Here is a 16,661-nt window from a genome sequence, read left to right as displayed (position 1 = left end):
AATCCATACGATCTGCAAAAAATGTTCCACCCGCATGAGCGGCTATTCGGCCTTTGCGCTCTGCACACCCTCTAATTGAGCCACGACCTGCAGCGCATTCTGCAAAGTCGCGGCCCCACTCTGGCTGAGCGTGATCTCAATCTGCTCTTTACCACTGTCGGGTTGCGCTTCTACGCTGAGGCCTGTAACGCTAAGGTTGACGCGCCGAAGCGCTACTAAAATTACCTCCGGCGAAACGATCTTGGGATCGTAGAGCGCGTTGATCGTCTGCTTACGCCAGCGCATGTCCAACCGCCGCTCTATCGGTCGCATCACCAGAAGCACCATCAGAGCGAGCGCGGTGGCAAGAATCGCAGCGCGATACATGCCGCCGCCGACTGCGATCCCAAGCGCGGCAACCGTCCATATACTCGCCGCGGTCGTCAATCCACGGACCGATTCGCCGTGAGCGATGATCGTGCCCGCCCCCAGAAAACCGATGCCGGTCACAATCTGCGCCGCAATACGCGACGGATCCAATCCCACGCCGGGAGTGCCCAGAATATCCGCGAAGCCAAAGGCTGACACGATCATCAGCAGGCAGGACGACATCCCCACCAAAGCATGAGTTCGCAGCCCAGCCGCGCTTCGGCGATGTTCTCGATCGAGGCCGACAAGGCCTGCCAGCACCGTGGCCGTAACCAGCCGCAGCGCAATCTCATGCGGGGGAAGAATCATCCGTGCTCCCAGTCGCCGGTAAATCGTACAGCCACTTATACCACTGCAGCACCATTGGAGAGACTTATCTCCTACGCCTGCTCCTCGGGGCCTTCTTTGCCTTCTTCACGACCGGCTCAGGATGCGCCTCCTCCGGAGCCGTCGCATTGGGAGACAGAACCCTCCGCACCAGATTTCCTTCCAGCCGATAGGTCTTCAGCACGGTCTTACCCGGCACAATTGCCCCTGTCACTGGATCGGGCACCACCGGCGAAGCATCGTCGGCCAGCACACGATAGCTGTAAGTTGGAGCCACAGTCATCGATGCCGGAGCCTTACCGTAAGGGTCACTCGCCATGGTCACCTTCACCGGCAGATAGCCCTCGATGTTCTTGTCGCGGTAGGCAGTCTCGTACCGGTGCTTCTTCACGTTCCAGATAAAGACGCGCACCTGGTTGAAGTCATAAGGGAGTCCGGCTTGATATGGACTCGTAACCGTCACATACTCAGCGATGTTCTTATCGTCCTGCGAAGCCTCAGGGTCGTACACCTTGGCCAGAACATACGCGCCGACAATCCGCTGGCCTTCCGAATAGCGCACCAGCGCATCCGGAGCATCCACATCGATCAGCCTGCTATAAACCCAGCCCGCGTCGCCCCTGGCATCACGCACCAGCCACCAGTCGTCCATCGCGGGAGGCGCTGGAGCCTCGGCCACGACAGCCTTGCCCTTCACCACCACAGGCGCAACCGGCCGAAGGCCCGGCGGCAGCGGTTTCGGCAGCGTAGCGCGTCGCAGCAGCTTCAGCTTCTCGCCCTCGGCCAGCCGGTAGAAGTGTTCCGTCTCGCGTCCCGGAGTGAGGTGCATATAAACGTCGTCGCGCACCACGCCCGACGCCACCACCGGATCTTTTTCATGATCCTTCGTCAACGCAGCAAACTGGTCGAAGAGGGCCTGCGTCGCCACCAGCTTCTCGTTAATCCATCCCTGCTCGCCCTTGCCGGTCTGCACCTTGAGGAAGCGCCGTCCATGGTCGAGCACCTGCAGCTTGTCGCCATTCTCGACATCGGCAGTCCGGTTCGACACCGCCGCCACGCGGTCGCGCAGATAGGTCTTCTTCGCCGTCACGTACACATACTCACGAGGCGGCTTTGGCCGCAGCCGCGAGCAGCCGCTGATACTGATCAGCACGCACACCGACATCGTCGCGCAGGCAGCAAGCCAAATTGCATTTCGTCTGGGAACGGATCGTCTGGGAACGGATTGACAGAAAAAGGAAAAAATAGCTCTAAAACTCCAGCAAAACTCGGGGGCTGCTATATCCATACTACCGGCCGATGCACTGAAGTCACGAGCCGTTGTTCATCGATTGGCCTCAATCCCTCGCACGAACAAGATGAGTTACTGCCCTAGTGCGTCAACGCAACCGCAATCGCCCCAGTCGGGTCCGTGCCCGTCGTCGTACTGGTCGCAAGAATCAGCTTTCCCGGAGTAGTCGTATCGAAGCTGTACATCGAAAGGTCAGGGCCACCCCCAAACGCCGCCGCCAGCAGATAATTCCCCGTACTATCCATCCCTAATGACGTCACCAACTTGCCACTCGTATATGGAGATCCTTCCAGCGCCGTAAGCACCGCGCCCGCACCAATCGAATAGCCATAGATCGTCCCGTTCGTCCGGTTCGCTGCGTAGGCATACTTGCCCGTATTGTCCAACACCACCGAATACGCCTGCCCTCCGGAGTCGAAAGGCGAGGCGGCAATCTCGTTCAGCGTCCCCCCCGAACCGATGCCAAAGACGTGCACGCCACCGCCGGTCCCACTGCGAGCGATGTAGAGGTTCGCCGAAGCGCTGTCGACGGCGAGGCCGTTATCGCTGGTCGTCTTCGACACGGTGAGATTCAGAACGCCAATCGCCGTGCCCGTCGATGTATCGAAGGTGAAGATCGCATCTCCGCCCGACCCCAACGCAGCAAACACATATGCCCCATTCGGAGATATCTTCAGCATCTTTGGAACAATCACCGCATTGGGAATCGCCAGGGTTCCATTCGATGCCACCGCCAACGCTCCCGTCGACGTATTGATCTGAAATACATCGATCTGTGCCTGCAGGCTCGTGCCGTCCAAAGCAAGCAGCCACTGCCCATCGGGAGACACGTCCATCGAAACTACATTCGCGATCGCGACGCTCGTGCCGCCGCTCGCGCCCGTCAACGAGCCGTCGGCGTTGATCGTGTACACATTGATGTTGCCCAGCGTCGCCACATACAAAAACTTATTGTCCCGCGTCACCGTCATCGCAAGCGGCGTATATCCCACCGTCAACGGCGAACCCGACACCCCCGTCAACTTCCCCGTACCCACTGCAAAGCCGCTTACCGTGCCTGTCGCTGAATTTGCTCCGGACGGAGGAACTCCCGTCGTGTTGGCAACGTATACAAAATTCCCCGTCGATCCCGGAGGGACCGGAACGACCGGAACAAAAAAGCCACCGCACCCAGTCAGAACCGTCAGCCCAACCACCGCAACAGCAGAGATCAGCCACCGCGTTCTTTCGGCCCATCCCATCATTCTTAAACCTCTTGCAATCATCTTCGCAGCCTGCGAGAGCTTCTCAAAATGATTCTCGCTCACGCTCCGATATAATCTGCGCCATGTCTTCGTCCAGGAGCGTGCCTCTCCCAAAAATTGCAGCGCTTCTCTGCATACTCATTGCCCTTCCCGCCTTCTATGGTCAGGGAATCCAATCGTTGGACTCACGCGCCCCGCGAACGGCGCCTCTTCTTCCCGAACTTCAGCGCGAGATCCGCGCCGACATGGCATTCCTGGCCGACGACGAGCTCCACGGACGCGGCTCCGCCACACGCGATGAGCACATCGCGGCCCTCTTCGCAGCCTCGCAGTTCCAGTCTCTCGGCCTCGAACCCGGCGGCGACAACGGTACCTTCCTGCAGAAGACACTGCTTCCCAATCCTCTTCCCGCGGACATCAAGCAACGCCTTTCCAAGTTCGAAGACACGCCCCGCAGAGAGACCTGGAATGCCATCGCCATCCTTCGCGGAACCACGTCACCCAACGAAGTCATCCTCCTGACCGCGCACCTCGACCACCTCGGCATTAGCCCCGCCGTCAACGGCGACACTATCTACAACGGTGCCGACGACGACGCCTCTGGAACAACCGCCGTTCTAGCCCTCGCCCACATTTTCGCCACCGGACGCCACCCTAGTCGAACCATCGTCTTCGCTCTCTTTGGCTCGGAAGAGATCGGCGGCTTCGGCAATCGCGCCTTCCTCGCCCACCCGCCCGTTCCGCTCACCAGCATCATCACCGATCTCGAATTCGAGATGATCGGCCGCCCCGATCCCGCTGTTCCCGCCGGAACGCTGTGGCTCACCGGCTTCAACCGCACCAATCTCGGCCCCGAACTGACACGGCACGGCGCTCACCTGGTCAACGATCCCCACTTCGGACAGCATTTCTTTCGCCGTTCCGACAACTACGCTCTCGCCCTCCAGGGCATCATCGCGCAGACCATCTCCAGCTTCGGCCTCCACAAGGACTATCACCAGCCCAGCGACAAACTGCGCACCATCGACTTCACCCACATGACTAACGCCATCTCCTCCATGGTCGCCCCGATCAACTGGCTGTCAAACACCACATGGAAACCGCAGTGGTATCTCGGACGCAAGCCCTGGCATCAGGCAATCATCAAATGAAAAAGGACGCGAGCCTATGCCCGTGTCCTTTCTCGCCTTGCGAAGATACGATGCCTAAGCAGTAGCGGTGGGCGAAGCCTTCTCCGAGTCCAACACAACCCCAATAGCATGAATCACCGACGCCACTCGGATCGCAGCATTGATCAATTCTTCCGTCGCGCCCTTCTCCCGCAGCACCTTTTCATGCGAATCAACGCACTTGTCACATGCATTCACCGCGCTCACCACCAGGCACCACAGCTCAAAGTCCACCGGCTCAATGGAATGCCCGCGAAGCACATTCATACGCAGCCGCGACGGTAGTGTCGCATACTTCTCATTCTTCGTCAGATGATGAAACCGGTAGTAGATATTGTTCATCCCCATGATCGCCGCTGCGGCCTTCGCAGCCTCCAGCGCCGTTGGGCTCAGTACCGTCTCAGCCTCTGCGATCACCTCCGTCGTCAGCTCTGCGCTTCGCGTAGCAATCGCAGCCACCACGACCGTCCCCCACAACTGCTGCGGAGTCAATTCGGTATTCTGCTTCACCAGCGACGAGTAGTTCAGCTTCAAGTCTTTCGCATACGCGGGCAACTCGCTGATCAAATCTTCCAATGCCATCTCTGCCATCCTCTCCCGTTGCGGGTTCATCCTACAGAAAAGGCGCGGCCGCTTCGGCAGCCGCGCCTGACCACTCAACACTACGCTAGCGTAGATTCACCCTTTTGCCAGTTGCAGGGGCACAGCTCATCGGTCTGCAGCGCATCCAGCACGCGCAAAACCTCCTGCGGATTACGGCCTACCGATAGGTCCGTGACATAGATAAACCGAATCACGTTCTCCGGGTCCACGATGAAAGTTGCCCGCTGCGCCACTCCTGCCTGCTCATCCAAGATGCCCAGTTGGCCGCAAAGATCGCGACGGATATCCGACAGCATCGGAAAGGGCAGGTCCTTCAGATCGGCATGATGAGTACGCCACGCAGCGTGGACATATTCATTGTCGGTGCTGCCGCCAAGTATCTGGCAATCGCGATCCGCAAACTCGCCATTCAACTTTCCGAAGGCCGCAATCTCGGTCGGGCATACAAACGTAAAATCCTTCGGCCAGAAAAAATACAGCTTCCACTTACCCGGATAAGATTCGTCGGTAATTGTAGTAAACGCCTTTGCTTCATCCTTATCGGTTGAAACAGTAGCCGTAACACTGTAACTAGGAAACTTTTCGCCAATTTGTAACATGTAGTAACTCCTTTTAGAGACAGTTGCAGGCCTTCCGCTCATCGGAAAAACCGGTAAAACGGCATCAATCTATCTGTACAATTTTATCAGGAAAATAAGGTACTGAATAGCGAAAATGGCCTGTAAACAGGCCATTTTCGCCTACTTTGAAGCAGCTGAATTATTATGCGTTTACCAACTCTTCCTTCTTTACGATCTCTTCAATCTTACGTCCTATTGCCTTGGTCACACCTTCACCATACTTAGGATCGCACTTATAAAAATGATTGATCTGTAAGTCTTGAATCCGTTGCTCCACCTGCCCCAACCCGGCCGCAATGTTACTGCACAACCGCTGTTGAGCATCGGGCTTCAGCAGTCGGAATAAGTTCCCCGGCTGCGTGTAATAATCGCCATCAAGTTCGCGATGGTCATACCGCGCTACCGTTGCATTCGCATAGGTGGTAGGCCGCTCTTTGTACTTTGGATCTTCCTTCGGGCCACCGAAACTATTTGGCTCGTAGTTAGGCGAGTTACCACCGTTGTCTCCATAAACCATCGAGCCATCGCGATGATAAGTCGCAAACGGGCATTGTGGCTGGTTCACCGGCAACGACTCATAGTTCACTCCCAGCCGGTAACGGTGCGCATCGGGATAGCTGATAAGCCTCGCCTGCAACATCCTGTCGGGAGAAAATCCCATGCCCGGCACAACATTGCGCGGCTCGAACGCAGACTGCTCAATCTCCGCAAAGTAGTTCTTCGGATTGCGATTCAATTCCAACTCGCCGATCTCAATCACTGGATAGTCGCCATGCGGCCATACCTTGGTGAGATCGAATGGGTTGATGTGATACGTCGCCGCCTCAGCCTCGGGCATGATCTGAATCTGCACCGTCCACTTCGGGAAGTCACCCTTTTCGATCGAATGAAAAAGGTCGCTCTGCGAGTAATCCATATCCACCGATTTCATGTGGTTGGCTTCTTCGGCAGTGAAGTTATCGATTCCCTGCTTCGTCTTGAAGTGGTATTTCACATAGAACAACTCATTGTTCGCGTTGATCAGCGAGAACGTGTGGCTGCCATAGCCATTCATATGGCGAAAACCCTTCGGCGTTCCACGATCGCTGAACAGGATCGTCACCTGGTGCAGACTCTCCGGCGAGAGCGACCAGAAGTCCCACATCATGCGCGGCGACTTCAAGTTCGTCTCAGGATCACGCTTCTGCGTATGAATAAAGTCGCCAAACTTCAAAGGATCGCGGATAAAAAACACCGGCGTGTTATTGCCGACCAAATCCCAATTTCCCTCTTCCGTATAAAACTTCAACGCAAAGCCGCGAGGATCGCGCTCCGTATCCGCCGAGCCCTTTTCGCCGCCAACAGTCGAAAAACGCAGCAGCGTCGGCGTCTTCTTGCCGACAGTATCGAATAACTTCGCCGTGGTGTACTTCTTCATGTCCGGATTGGTACAGGTAAATGTCCCATACGCACCCGAACCCTTCGCATGAACGACGCGCTCCGGAATCCGCTCACGGTTGAAGTGCGCCATCTTCTCAAACAACAGGTAATCGTCAAACACAATAGGCCCACGCGGGCCCACGGTGAGTGAGTTCTGGTTGTCGCCTACAGGCCGGCCAACGTCGGTCGTCAATATCTTGCTCTTCTTCTCGTCTGCCATATATCACCTCGAAATCTCTCCGGGCCTTGGCCCGTCTGACTTACGCTGTTCACTCTGGCTTACTGATTTCTTACTGACTTATTGACACTTCGGACACAGACCAATTACATCAACCGCATACCGCTCCACCAGAAAACCGCCCGGCAGACGCGTGCGTTTCGACACCAACCCCAACTCTTGTTCCCCTATATCGGTGATCGCTTTACACTTCGAGCACACCATGTGATGGTGTGCCTCGCTGTTCATCTCCACGCGCACCGATCCATGATGCATGCTCATCTTGCGAAAGACGCCGCTTTCCACGAAGAGATTAATATTCTTGTAAACCGTAGCTAACGAGATAGCAGGAATCTTCTTCTTCACCCGCGCATAAACCTCTTCCGGGCTGGGATGCCCACTCATTCCCTGCATCACTTCGTACAGCACCTGCCTCTGGTGCGTCACGGCAATGCCATGTTCAGCACAAAGCTCACGAAACGTCTTGGCGGCGGCAGTCTGCACCCAGCAAGTGTACCCTATATCAAACGATAATTATTATTATTTGATAAACTAAGTTATCCACAAGCACATATTGACCTGCTCTTTACCAAACTATTGCTTTGGCTTCGTCTCCGTGGTCTTTCCTGCCTCTCGGTCACGGTGCCCGAAGGTGAATCTGCGGCCAATAATTCCTTTCACAATCCAATGATCAGTAGATGCAGTGGGACCGATTCCGACCCCGAAGTTGACCTCCCACTTCGGCGATAAATTAAGATCAATCGCCGGAAAGATCTGCTGCTGCTGATCGTGCAAACTATCGAACCCGGCCAAATCTCCATAAGCGGCGTAATATTCCAGGCCGCCTGTTATCTTCTTCGTGAAGTCGTAGCTCACCTTCACATTCGGACTGAACGTCAAGCCCTGGCTCGTCCCCGGCCCTTGAAAACTTCTATCCATTGCCGGATTGAAGGCGAAGTACCATCGCCCGATCTGTTTATCCACAATGGGCCGTATCTCCAGCGTCCATGTATCCGGCGAAAACCGCGCTCGCTGATATCCCACCTCCATCGAGAGGCTGGCGCCCACAGGCCACTTCCAGCTATCCGGCACCCGCACCCGAGGCCGAATATGATCTCCCACCCACTGGTATCCCGTCGCTCCGCTTGCACTCGTAAAAATGTAGAAGCCCACCTCGGACCAGTTTGTTACACCCTGCGTAATCTCCACCGTCTCATGCTCGGCATGGTTCGTGGGAAAAGTTCCATCCGCCGCATAACGCGATCCCGGCACTGCCTTCGACCCATCCACCGTAAAGTTGCTATGCAGTTCCACCATGGTATTTTTGGCCGGAACCGTCTCAGCGCCATAGACCTGAATCTCGTAGTTATCCTGCGCATGCGCTGTCTGCAATGCCAGACAGACCACAATCACCACGAATGTCTTCACCCACAATGCGCTGCACTGGCCTTGTCTCATCGTCGCGTCAGTCCTCATCGGTCTGACATTAGACTAGCCCAGCCGTCCTACCAAAATCTTCAATTCAATTGTTCCCGCTCCGGCTTGCCAAATCCGGCATCGAGCGGCTTCCGTCCCGCAAAGCCATCTTCAGGCTCGTGCCAGTGCGTAATCGAGTCCTCGCCCAGCTTCCAGCAAAGCATCACCGTCTTCCCATCCTTCACGCACGGAAAATCGAGCAATCCTTCCTCCAGGTCCTGCACCTGCACGCCAATCGCTTCAATCTCGCCCAGCGTGTCTGCAGCCTCCTGCGCAGCCTTGTCGCGCTCCGCACGTCGTCGCGCCGCAGCCGTCACATTCACATTCATGCCGCCCGAAAGATGGATGCGGTAGCTCAACTGCTGCATCCCCATCTCCAACTCACCGGCACGCAATCCTGCCCCCTGCGCCTTTCGCAGCAACGCCTCCAACACCCGCAGCATTGTCTGCGCCTCGCCTAACGTAAACGTCTTACTCACGGCCCTTCCCTCTCACAAACCTCACGAAATCTCCAACATCCGGTCCAAGGCGACACGAGACCACTGCTTCACATCATCTTCCACCTTGATGCGATTCACTACACGTCCCTCAACAAGATTCTCCAGCGCCCATGCCAGGTGCTGCGGCGAGATGCGATACATCGTCGTACACAGGCATCCCGCATCGTCGAGCGTAATCACACGCTTGCCCAGCGGCGCAAACCGTTTCGCCAGCCGGTTCACCAGATGAATCTCCGTGCCCACGGCAAAGCTTGAACCCTCGGGAGCGTCCTCGATGCACTTGATAATTCGCTCCGTCGAGCCAACCGCATCGGCCTTCTGGCAAACTTCCCAGCGGCACTCCGGATGCACGATCACCTGCATCCCGGGCTCCTCGCGGCGTACGCGATCCACATGCTCCGGCAGAAACCGCTGATGCACCGAGCAGTGCCCCTTCCACAAGATCACCTTGGCAGCTTTCAACCGATCAGGACTCACCCCGCCATTGATCTGGTAAGGATCCCAAACCACCATCTGCTCCCGCGGAATCCCCATCGCAAACGCCGTGTTCCGTCCCAGATGCTGGTCTGGCAGAAACAGAATCTTCCCAGCCCGCGCAAACGCCCACTCGAAGGCACCGCGAGCATTCGAAGAAGTACAGACCAACCCTCCGCGCTCTCCGCAAAAAGCCTTGATCGACGCAGCCGAGTTCATATAAGTCAGTGGAATCAATCCACCCGAAGCCTCATCGGTCAGCCCGGCACGCTCCAGCGAATCCCAACAATCTTCTACCTGCCCAATCTCGGCCATATCGGCCATCGAGCAGCCAGCGTTCAGGTCCGGCAGAATCACCTGCTGCCACGGCTGAGCGAGAATATCCGCTGTCTCGGCCATAAAGTGCACGCCGCAGAACAGCATGTACTTCGCGTTGGTCTCTGCCGCCGCCTTGCTCAGCTTATAGCTGTCGCCGGTGTAGTCCGCAAACCGGATGACCTCGTCGCGCTGATAGTGGTGCCCCAGCAGAACGACATCGGTGCCCAGCGCCGCGCGAGCAGTTGCAATGCGCGCATCCATCGTGTGATCAGGTTGCGAAAGGTAATTGTCGAGAGAACACGTATCCGCAACACGATCTGCCACGGCCGTTGCCGCGACCTCTTCCATGAGTCCGTTCAATACACTCCGCCTTCAGTCTCACGAGGTCGTTAGGTGTCGGCTGGCGCCGGCGCCCTCTTTCGCCTCCGAGACGGGGATGTTGAAAGCATGAACTACCGAAGTTGCAGAGGATTCGCTGGGCGGCCCGTTTCAAACCGTCCCCCAACCCACGGGGATGTTGCAACCCTTACTACTCTTTACTGCTCTCGCGGCCATCATTGCCGCTCGTGTTCATTGGACGAAGACCGCATCCAAAAGATGCATTTCCTCGTAGATTCAGCTTTAGAAGCTATCAGCCTCAGTTCTGCAATGCGTCAGCCCTACATCATTAATCTTACAACAATGTCAACCGGAGCCATCTATTTGTTACCCTCCGCCGTAAGCCTTATCATGAGACTTATCTATGCCTAGCTTTCAGGACAGCGCACTCATTTTCGTCCTCGCCCTGCTCCTCTTCGGCCCGAAGAAGCTGCCCGAACTCGCCCGCCAGTTGGGCAAGCTCATGGGCGAGTTTCGCCGAGCCTCCAACGAGTTCCGTATGCAGATGGAGGACGAACTGCGCCAGGCCGAACAGGCCGATCAGCAGAAGAAGATCGCGGCAATGGAAGCCGCCGCTCCCGTCACCCCTGTCATCCCCGACGACAGCGAAAACCCCATCGAAGAGCATCCCCACATGGATCCCTTCAAGGACGACTACTCGACCGAAAGCATCGCCACCACAGTCGAGCCCATCTCCGAGATTAATGCCGGCGAGTCTAACGCCGAACCGGCTCCCGAACCTCTTCCCATAGCAACCTCAGGCGAACTCAATCTCATGCCACCTTCTACCGGCCTTCCCGTAGCCAGCTCTTCCATCTCGCAGGCCTTCAACTCCATCCCCCGAGCTCCCGAGCCAGGTATTACTCCCGAGCCAGCACCCGATCGCAGGACGACCGAGGCCTCTCTCCATGGCTGATTTCGTCGACCGCGCCCGCGCCGCCGTAGCTGATCGCGCAGAACTTCCCGGCATGAGCCTCATGGAGCATCTCGGCGAACTGCGCACGCGCCTCCTCCACTCCGCCGCCTATCTGCTCATCGGCTTCGTCGTCGCCTACGTCTTTCACGAGCGCCTCTATGGCTACGTGCAGCAGCCGCTCAGTAACCTGCATATCGCGCTCAACTTCACGCATCCCACCGACGGACTCAATCTCTATCTCAAGGTCGCATTTCTCGGCGGAGCCATCCTCGCCTCGCCCTTCATCCTCTATCAGGTATGGCTTTTCATCTCGCCCGGCATGTACGCCAACGAGAAGCGCTACGTCGTCCCCTTCATGGGCGCGACCATCGGCCTCTTCTTCATCGGAGCGTGGTTCGGGTACCGCTGGGTCCTTCCCGGCGCGCTCAAAGTCCTCATCCTCGACTTCGGGAAGAACTTCCATCCCATCATTACGATCGAGGACTACACCGGCTTTTTCCTCGCCATCATCCTGGGCCTGGGCATCACCTTCGAGCTGCCCATCCTCATCTTTTTCCTCTCGCTTTTCGGCATCGTCGACGCCAAATTCCTGCTCAAACACATTCGCTACGCCATCCTCATCATCTTCCTGGTCGCGGCCATCATCTGCCCCATGCCCGACCCCTACAGCATGTGCCTCTTCGCCGCCCCCATGCTCGCTCTTTACTTTGTGGGCGTCGGCGTAGCCTTCTTTGTCCACCCGGCCCGCCGTAAAGCCAGGGAACTCAAGTCCTCATGACATTCGCGGCTCTAAAGATCTGTCATCCTAAGCGAAGCACCGCAAAGTCGAAAGACCTGCGGTGTTTCTTGTCCCTGCTCGTCCTTCTACTCACCGCAGCAAGCGTTCGCGGCCAGAAAGCACCCGCGCGCTTCAACGGACAAGCTGCCTACAACCTCACCCAGCAATACCTCAACGCGGCCCCAAAACGCTTTGTCGGCTCACCCGGCCACGCCAGGGCCGAAGCCTTCATCAAAGACCAGTTCAAGCCCGAGATCGCCAAGGGCCACTTCGAAACCGACAGCTTTAGCGCCAGCACCCCCGCCGGCCTGATGGACATGCGCAACTTCATCGTCCGCTACCCCGGCAAAAAGGACGGCATTATCGTCCTGGCCAGCCACTACGAGACCAACTACCCCCTCCGCGATATAAACTTCGTCGGCGCCAACGACGGCGCCTGCACCACCGCGTTCCTCATCGAAATGGGTAACTACCTCCGCACCCATCCGCCGCAGGGCTACAGCGTCTGGCTGGTCTTCGACGACGGCGAGGAGGCCATCCAGTCCTGGTCCGACTCCGACTCCCTCTACGGCACCCGTCATCTCGCCGCTAAGTGGTCGCAGGATGGCACCCTCAAAAAAATCAAGGCCTTTCTACTGGCCGACATGATCGGGGACAAAGACCTCAACATCGACCGTGACGAGAACTCAACCCCCTGGCTCCTCGACCTGCTCAAACAGGCCGCGAAGAACACCGGCAACTCCAGCTACGTCTTCAAAAACGAGACCGCTGTGCAGGACGATCATCTTCCCTTCAAGCAGCGCGGCGTCCCCGTCCTCGACATCATCGACATCGACTACGGCCCTCACACCTTCTCACTGCCCGACGGCTATCACCACACCGCCTTCGACACCATCGACAAGATCAGCGCCCACTCCCTCCAAATCGCGGGCGATCTCTTCCTCGAAATGATCCGCCTGATCGACCAGCGGGGCTGAATCCTCTAGGTGTTAAAGCCTTCCGTCGAGCCGAACCGTCCAACATCATCTACTGCTTCACGTTGACTTGAGAAGGATGGACACCCAAGCCTTTAAGGAATCTCTGATAGATACCGGTTTTGAAAGGGCGTCGCTGAAGCCACGCCCAAATCGCTCTATAGAAAACCGGACCTTAACCCAAAGGGATGCTCTGAAACCTAATCAAATCTTCTTTTACCCCCGAGAAAGGGAGACACTCAAAGCAAAAAGGAGGAACCTTCACTTACCAGCAAACGATGAGCGTCTGCGGTAAGCGAAGGTTCCTCCCTCAGGTACTACGATCTTACGTGCTGCTTAGGCGACGACTTCGATGCCCATCGAGCGCGCAGTGCCGCGGATGGTCTTCGATGCTGCCTCAACCGAAGAGGCATTCATGTCCGGCATCTTCTGCGTGGCGATCTCGCGGATCTGCTTCTCCGTCACCTTACCCAGTTTCTCCTTGTTCGGAGTGCCCGAGCCCTTGGCGATACCGGCAGCCTTCAGCAGCAGCACCGGTGCCGGAGGCGTCTTCGTGACGAAACTGAACGTGCGGTCAGCATACACGCTGATGACCACGGGAATGGTGAGCCCAGCCAGATCGGGAGCCTTGGTGCGCTCGTTGAACTGCTTGCAGAACTCCATGATGTTGACCTGTGCCTGACCGAGCGCGGGGCCAACCGGGGGTGCAGGGGTGGCCTTGCCGGCCATAATCTGAAGCTTGACGTATCCAGTGATCTTCTTCGGTGCCATTGCGGTAAATCCTCTTTATGCTTCTAGCCGCGGACCAGGGGTCTGCTGCTGAATGAAATAAGTAATTCCAAAATTTTGTCTTCCGCTAATCGCGAAAGAATGTTACTCCGTGATCTTGTCGACCTTCGAGAACTCGATCTCAACGGGGGTGGAGCGGCCAAAGATGCTGACCATGACCTTCAATGTCTGCTTGTCTTCGTTCACTTCGTCGACGGCTCCGGTGAAGTTGGCGAAGGGTCCTTCGTTGATGCGGACCTGCTCGCCCTTGTCGAACTTGACCTTCATCGAAGGGTGGTCCTTGGAAACGTCGGAGCGGAAGATGATCGAGCTGACTTCCTGTTCGGAGAGCGCCACCGGATTGTCGCCCGTGCCGAGGAAGCCCGTGACCCGCGGCGTGTTCTTGATGACGTGCCAGAGATCATTATCGAGGTCCATCTCGACCAATACATAGCCCGGAAGAAAGACGCGCTCAATGGTGTACTTCTTGCCGTTGCGCAACTCCGTGACCGGCTCGGTCGGAATCATGATGCGACCAATCTTGTTCTGCAGTCCGAAGGCCGAAATACGGCTCTCCAGCGATTCGCGCACCTTGCGCTCGAACCCGGAGTAGGCGTGGATGATGTACCACTTGAAATTCTCATTCACCGGCGGAGCAAGCTGTTCCCCCGAAGTTTCAGTGGACGGTTCGCCCGCCGCTTTGGCTGCTGCGAGGTTCTGCTCTTCCGGATTCTGCTCTTCTGCCGCCATCGTTGTGCCTTCTTCGCGCATCGTTTACTTCTCTCTACTCATGCTACCGGATGTTCACGACCGTCTTACCTTGCCGTCAGCGCGTGCAGCAGTGCTTCAATCGCACGTCCAATAATGTTGTCCACCAGCCAGAAGTAGCCCGCGAAGATAAAGACGGTGATAATCACGACGACCGTCGTCGACTGAACCTCGGGCCATCCCGGCCACCAGACCTTGCGCATCTCGCTGCGCACTTCCTTCAGAAACGTGCTGAGGCGCTCCGGCATCGTCTTCAGAGACTGCATCCCGTTCGGCGTCTGTTCCGCTACTGCTATTGTCTTGGCCATAATGCTGCCTCAATCTTCGTGCTACTGAATTCTGGTACTACGTCCGGACTCTGCGGCCGGACAAACTGGCGGGGGAGCTCGGATTCGAACCGAGAAGTTCGGTTTTGGAGACCGACAGTTTAACCGTTGAGCTTACTCCCCCCGGTCGATCCTTCAGCCGGGTTTCCGGCCCATGGCTATAAGCCACAAGCCGCCGGCCAAAACTGCTTACTTCGTCTCTTTGTGGTCCGTGTGCTTGCGGCAGGTATTGCAGAACTTCGAGAACTCAAGCCGACCCGTGGTCGTCTTCTTGTTCTTCGTCGTCGAGTAATTCCTGTTCTTGCACTCGGGGCATTGCAATGTAATAATTTCGCGCATCTTTCTATCCTAACCGATTTCGCGGGAATTCATGCCTCTGCCGCGAAATCCCTTTATTTTGAATAGCAACCATAGAGCCGGAGGCGCTTTACCGCCCCCGGCGTGGTGCTGAAAACTACTTGATGATCTCGGAGATGGTACCGGCTCCGACGGTGCGGCCGCCTTCGCGGATAGCGAAGCGCAGGCCCTTCTCCATGGCAACCGGCGTGTGCAGCGTAATCTCCAACTGGATGTTGTCGCCCGGCATCACCATCTCCGTGCCCTCCGGCAGCTTCGCCGATCCGGTCACGTCCGTGGTGCGGAAGTAAAACTGAGGACGGTAGCCGTTGAAGAACGGGGTATGACGTCCGCCTTCTTCCTTGCTCAACACGTAGATCTCGCCCTTGAACTGGGTGTGCGGCGTAATCGATCCCGGCTTCGCCAGCACCATGCCACGCTCCACATCTTCCTTCGCGATACCGCGCAGCAGAAGACCGGCATTATCGCCCGCCAGACCTTCGTCCAGCTGCTTCTTGAACATCTCCACGCCCGTGCACACCGTCTGCTGCGTGTCGCGGAAGCCGACGATCGAGCAAGCCTCGCCAACCTTGATCTTGCCACGCTCGATACGGCCCGTGACTACCGTGCCACGGCCCGAGATCGAAAAGATGTCTTCAATCGGCATCAGGAACGGAAGGTCAACCGCGCGCTCCGGCTGGGGAACATACTTGTCCACCGCCGCCATCAGCTCGTCGATCTTCTCTTCCCACTTCGCTTCGCCGTTCAACGCGCCCAGTGCCGAGCCACGGATGATCGGAGTATCGTCGCCAGGGTAGTCATACTTCGACAACAGCTCGCGAACCTCCATCTCCACCAACTCGATCAGCTCTTCGTCCTCAACCGCATCGCACTTGTTCAGAAACACCACGATGTAAGGAACGCCAACCTGGCGCGCCAGCAGCACATGCTCTTTCGTCTGCGGCATCGGACCGTCGGTCGCTGCCACCACCAGGATCGCGCCGTCCATCTGCGCTGCGCCCGTGATCATGTTCTTGATGTAGTCGGCGTGGCCCGGGCAGTCAACGTGCGCATAGTGCCGGTTCGGAGTCTCGTACTCCACGTGCGAGGTCGCGATCGTGATACCGCGCTCACGCTCTTCCGGAGCGTTGTCGATCGTATCAAACGAACGAAACTTGTTGTTCGGGTTATGCTTCGCCAGAACCTTCGTAATCGCCGCCGTCAGCGTCGTCTTGCCATGATCGATGTGTCCGATCGTCCCAATGTTTACGTGCGGCTTTGACCGGTCAAACTTTTCCTTGCCCATGACTACTCGTCTCCTCGTGTTGGCCGGCGTTTGGACCGGCGGTAT

Annotated in this window: 19 protein-coding genes and 1 tRNA gene; 4 read left to right on the top strand and 16 right to left on the bottom strand. The window is 57.1% G+C overall.

Going from position 1 to position 16,661, the window contains the following annotated elements; translation table 11 throughout:
* Window positions 1-42: 42 nt before the first annotated feature.
* The 3 genes from P4G45_RS03875 to P4G45_RS03865 form a co-directional block, all read right to left on the bottom strand.
* A complete protein-coding gene (locus P4G45_RS03875) occupies window positions 43-717 on the bottom strand; it encodes an MgtC/SapB family protein (protein ID WP_348268363.1) in 675 nt (224 codons plus the stop codon).
* Between the two features lie 64 nt (window positions 718-781).
* Complete coding sequence (locus P4G45_RS03870; RefSeq protein WP_348268362.1) at window positions 782-1,888, bottom strand: SH3 domain-containing protein; 1,107 nt, start codon at window positions 1,886-1,888, stop codon at window positions 782-784.
* A 218-nt stretch (window positions 1,889-2,106) separates the two neighbouring features.
* Window positions 2,107-3,333 carry a beta-propeller fold lactonase family protein gene (locus tag P4G45_RS03865; RefSeq protein ID WP_348268361.1) on the bottom strand — a complete coding sequence of 409 codons (1,227 nt, stop codon included), beginning with the start codon at window positions 3,331-3,333 and terminating at the stop codon, window positions 2,107-2,109.
* Between the two features lie 38 nt (window positions 3,334-3,371).
* On the opposite strand from P4G45_RS03865, the gene P4G45_RS03860 reads away from it, so the two are divergent.
* Window positions 3,372-4,421, top strand: a complete 1,050-nt coding sequence (locus P4G45_RS03860) for a M28 family peptidase (protein ID WP_348268360.1) — start codon at window positions 3,372-3,374, stop codon at window positions 4,419-4,421.
* Between the two features lie 54 nt (window positions 4,422-4,475).
* Here the strand turns inward: P4G45_RS03860 and P4G45_RS03855 are convergent, their stop codons facing one another.
* The 7 genes from P4G45_RS03855 to nadA form a co-directional block, all read right to left on the bottom strand.
* On the bottom strand, window positions 4,476-5,021 hold the full coding sequence (locus P4G45_RS03855; RefSeq protein WP_348268359.1) for a carboxymuconolactone decarboxylase family protein: 546 nt from the start codon (window positions 5,019-5,021) through the stop codon (window positions 4,476-4,478).
* 80 nt (window positions 5,022-5,101) lie between these two features.
* Window positions 5,102-5,641 (bottom strand): peroxiredoxin, encoded by a 540-nt coding sequence (locus P4G45_RS03850; protein WP_348268358.1) that lies wholly within the window; start codon window positions 5,639-5,641, stop codon window positions 5,102-5,104.
* A gap of 163 nt (window positions 5,642-5,804) precedes the next feature.
* Window positions 5,805-7,301: a catalase gene (locus tag P4G45_RS03845; RefSeq protein WP_348268357.1), complete on the bottom strand. Its 1,497-nt coding sequence runs from the start codon at window positions 7,299-7,301 to the stop codon at window positions 5,805-5,807.
* Window positions 7,302-7,379: 78 nt separating this feature from the next.
* Window positions 7,380-7,802: a transcriptional repressor gene (locus P4G45_RS03840; protein WP_348268356.1), complete on the bottom strand. Its 423-nt coding sequence runs from the start codon at window positions 7,800-7,802 to the stop codon at window positions 7,380-7,382.
* A 90-nt stretch (window positions 7,803-7,892) separates the two neighbouring features.
* Window positions 7,893-8,756 carry a hypothetical protein gene (locus tag P4G45_RS03835; RefSeq protein WP_348268355.1) on the bottom strand — a complete coding sequence of 288 codons (864 nt, stop codon included), beginning with the start codon at window positions 8,754-8,756 and terminating at the stop codon, window positions 7,893-7,895.
* Window positions 8,757-8,815: 59 nt separating this feature from the next.
* Window positions 8,816-9,253, bottom strand: a complete 438-nt coding sequence (locus P4G45_RS03830; RefSeq protein ID WP_348268354.1) for a DUF2203 domain-containing protein — start codon at window positions 9,251-9,253, stop codon at window positions 8,816-8,818.
* 21 nt (window positions 9,254-9,274) lie between these two features.
* Window positions 9,275-10,426 carry a quinolinate synthase NadA gene (gene nadA / locus P4G45_RS03825; protein WP_348268353.1) on the bottom strand — a complete coding sequence of 384 codons (1,152 nt, stop codon included), beginning with the start codon at window positions 10,424-10,426 and terminating at the stop codon, window positions 9,275-9,277.
* A gap of 382 nt (window positions 10,427-10,808) precedes the next feature.
* Here nadA and P4G45_RS03820 point away from each other — a divergent pair, with 382 nt between their 5' ends.
* The 3 genes from P4G45_RS03820 to P4G45_RS03810 all read left to right on the top strand — a co-directional run bounded on the left by P4G45_RS03820 (window position 10,809) and on the right by P4G45_RS03810 (window position 13,115).
* A complete protein-coding gene (locus P4G45_RS03820; protein ID WP_348268352.1) occupies window positions 10,809-11,360 on the top strand; it encodes a twin-arginine translocase TatA/TatE family subunit in 552 nt (183 codons plus the stop codon).
* The gene (tatC, locus tag P4G45_RS03815; RefSeq protein ID WP_348268351.1) at window positions 11,353-12,138 is read left to right on the top strand and encodes a twin-arginine translocase subunit TatC; all 786 of its coding nucleotides are present in this window, start codon (window positions 11,353-11,355) and stop codon (window positions 12,136-12,138) included. Before P4G45_RS03820 ends, tatC begins: the two co-directional genes overlap by 8 nt.
* Before the next feature lie 68 nt (window positions 12,139-12,206).
* The gene (locus tag P4G45_RS03810) at window positions 12,207-13,115 is read left to right on the top strand and encodes a M28 family peptidase (protein WP_348268350.1); all 909 of its coding nucleotides are present in this window, start codon (window positions 12,207-12,209) and stop codon (window positions 13,113-13,115) included.
* A gap of 333 nt (window positions 13,116-13,448) precedes the next feature.
* Here the strand turns inward: P4G45_RS03810 and rplK are convergent, their stop codons facing one another.
* From rplK to tuf, 6 genes are all read right to left on the bottom strand, one after another.
* The gene (gene rplK / locus P4G45_RS03805) at window positions 13,449-13,883 is read right to left on the bottom strand and encodes a 50S ribosomal protein L11 (protein ID WP_348268349.1); all 435 of its coding nucleotides are present in this window, start codon (window positions 13,881-13,883) and stop codon (window positions 13,449-13,451) included.
* A 102-nt stretch (window positions 13,884-13,985) separates the two neighbouring features.
* Window positions 13,986-14,651 carry a transcription termination/antitermination protein NusG gene (gene nusG / locus P4G45_RS03800; protein ID WP_348268348.1) on the bottom strand — a complete coding sequence of 222 codons (666 nt, stop codon included), beginning with the start codon at window positions 14,649-14,651 and terminating at the stop codon, window positions 13,986-13,988.
* 44 nt (window positions 14,652-14,695) lie between these two features.
* Window positions 14,696-14,956 carry a preprotein translocase subunit SecE gene (gene secE / locus P4G45_RS03795; RefSeq protein ID WP_348268347.1) on the bottom strand — a complete coding sequence of 87 codons (261 nt, stop codon included), beginning with the start codon at window positions 14,954-14,956 and terminating at the stop codon, window positions 14,696-14,698.
* 66 nt (window positions 14,957-15,022) lie between these two features.
* A tRNA-Trp gene (locus P4G45_RS03790) sits at window positions 15,023-15,098 on the bottom strand.
* Between the two features lie 65 nt (window positions 15,099-15,163).
* The gene (gene rpmG / locus P4G45_RS03785) at window positions 15,164-15,313 is read right to left on the bottom strand and encodes a 50S ribosomal protein L33 (protein WP_013579310.1); all 150 of its coding nucleotides are present in this window, start codon (window positions 15,311-15,313) and stop codon (window positions 15,164-15,166) included.
* A 115-nt stretch (window positions 15,314-15,428) separates the two neighbouring features.
* Entirely contained in the window at window positions 15,429-16,616 is a 1,188-nt protein-coding gene (gene tuf / locus P4G45_RS03780) for an elongation factor Tu (protein ID WP_348268173.1), read from the bottom strand.
* Between the last annotated feature and the right edge of the window lie 45 nt (window positions 16,617-16,661).

It is taken from the genome of Edaphobacter paludis, from assembly GCF_039993895.1.
GTDB classification, from domain to species: Bacteria; Acidobacteriota; Terriglobia; order Terriglobales; family Acidobacteriaceae; genus Edaphobacter; species Edaphobacter paludis.
This window is presented reverse-complemented; position numbering and strand designations above follow the sequence as displayed.

Bases quoted from the DNA above. Each gene is read 5' to 3' on its own strand.
- P4G45_RS03835 (WP_348268355.1), bottom strand. From the start codon at position 8,756: ATGAGACAAGGCCAGTGCAGCGCATTGTGGGTGAAGACATTCGTGGTG.
- tatC (WP_348268351.1), top strand. From the start codon at position 11,353: ATGGCTGATTTCGTCGACCGCGCCCGCGCCGCCGTAGCTGATCGCGCA.
- P4G45_RS03850 (WP_348268358.1), bottom strand. From the start codon at position 5,641: ATGTTACAAATTGGCGAAAAGTTTCCTAGTTACAGTGTTACGGCTACT.
- rplK (WP_348268349.1), bottom strand. From the start codon at position 13,883: ATGGCACCGAAGAAGATCACTGGATACGTCAAGCTTCAGATTATGGCC.
- P4G45_RS03875 (WP_348268363.1), bottom strand. From the start codon at position 717: ATGATTCTTCCCCCGCATGAGATTGCGCTGCGGCTGGTTACGGCCACG.
- P4G45_RS03855 (WP_348268359.1), bottom strand. From the start codon at position 5,021: ATGGCATTGGAAGATTTGATCAGCGAGTTGCCCGCGTATGCGAAAGAC.
- tuf (WP_348268173.1), bottom strand. From the start codon at position 16,616: ATGGGCAAGGAAAAGTTTGACCGGTCAAAGCCGCACGTAAACATTGGG.
- rpmG (WP_013579310.1), bottom strand. From the start codon at position 15,313: ATGCGCGAAATTATTACATTGCAATGCCCCGAGTGCAAGAACAGGAAT.
- P4G45_RS03820 (WP_348268352.1), top strand. From the start codon at position 10,809: ATGCCTAGCTTTCAGGACAGCGCACTCATTTTCGTCCTCGCCCTGCTC.
- P4G45_RS03845 (WP_348268357.1), bottom strand. From the start codon at position 7,301: ATGGCAGACGAGAAGAAGAGCAAGATATTGACGACCGACGTTGGCCGG.
- nusG (WP_348268348.1), bottom strand. From the start codon at position 14,651: ATGCGCGAAGAAGGCACAACGATGGCGGCAGAAGAGCAGAATCCGGAA.
- secE (WP_348268347.1), bottom strand. From the start codon at position 14,956: ATGGCCAAGACAATAGCAGTAGCGGAACAGACGCCGAACGGGATGCAG.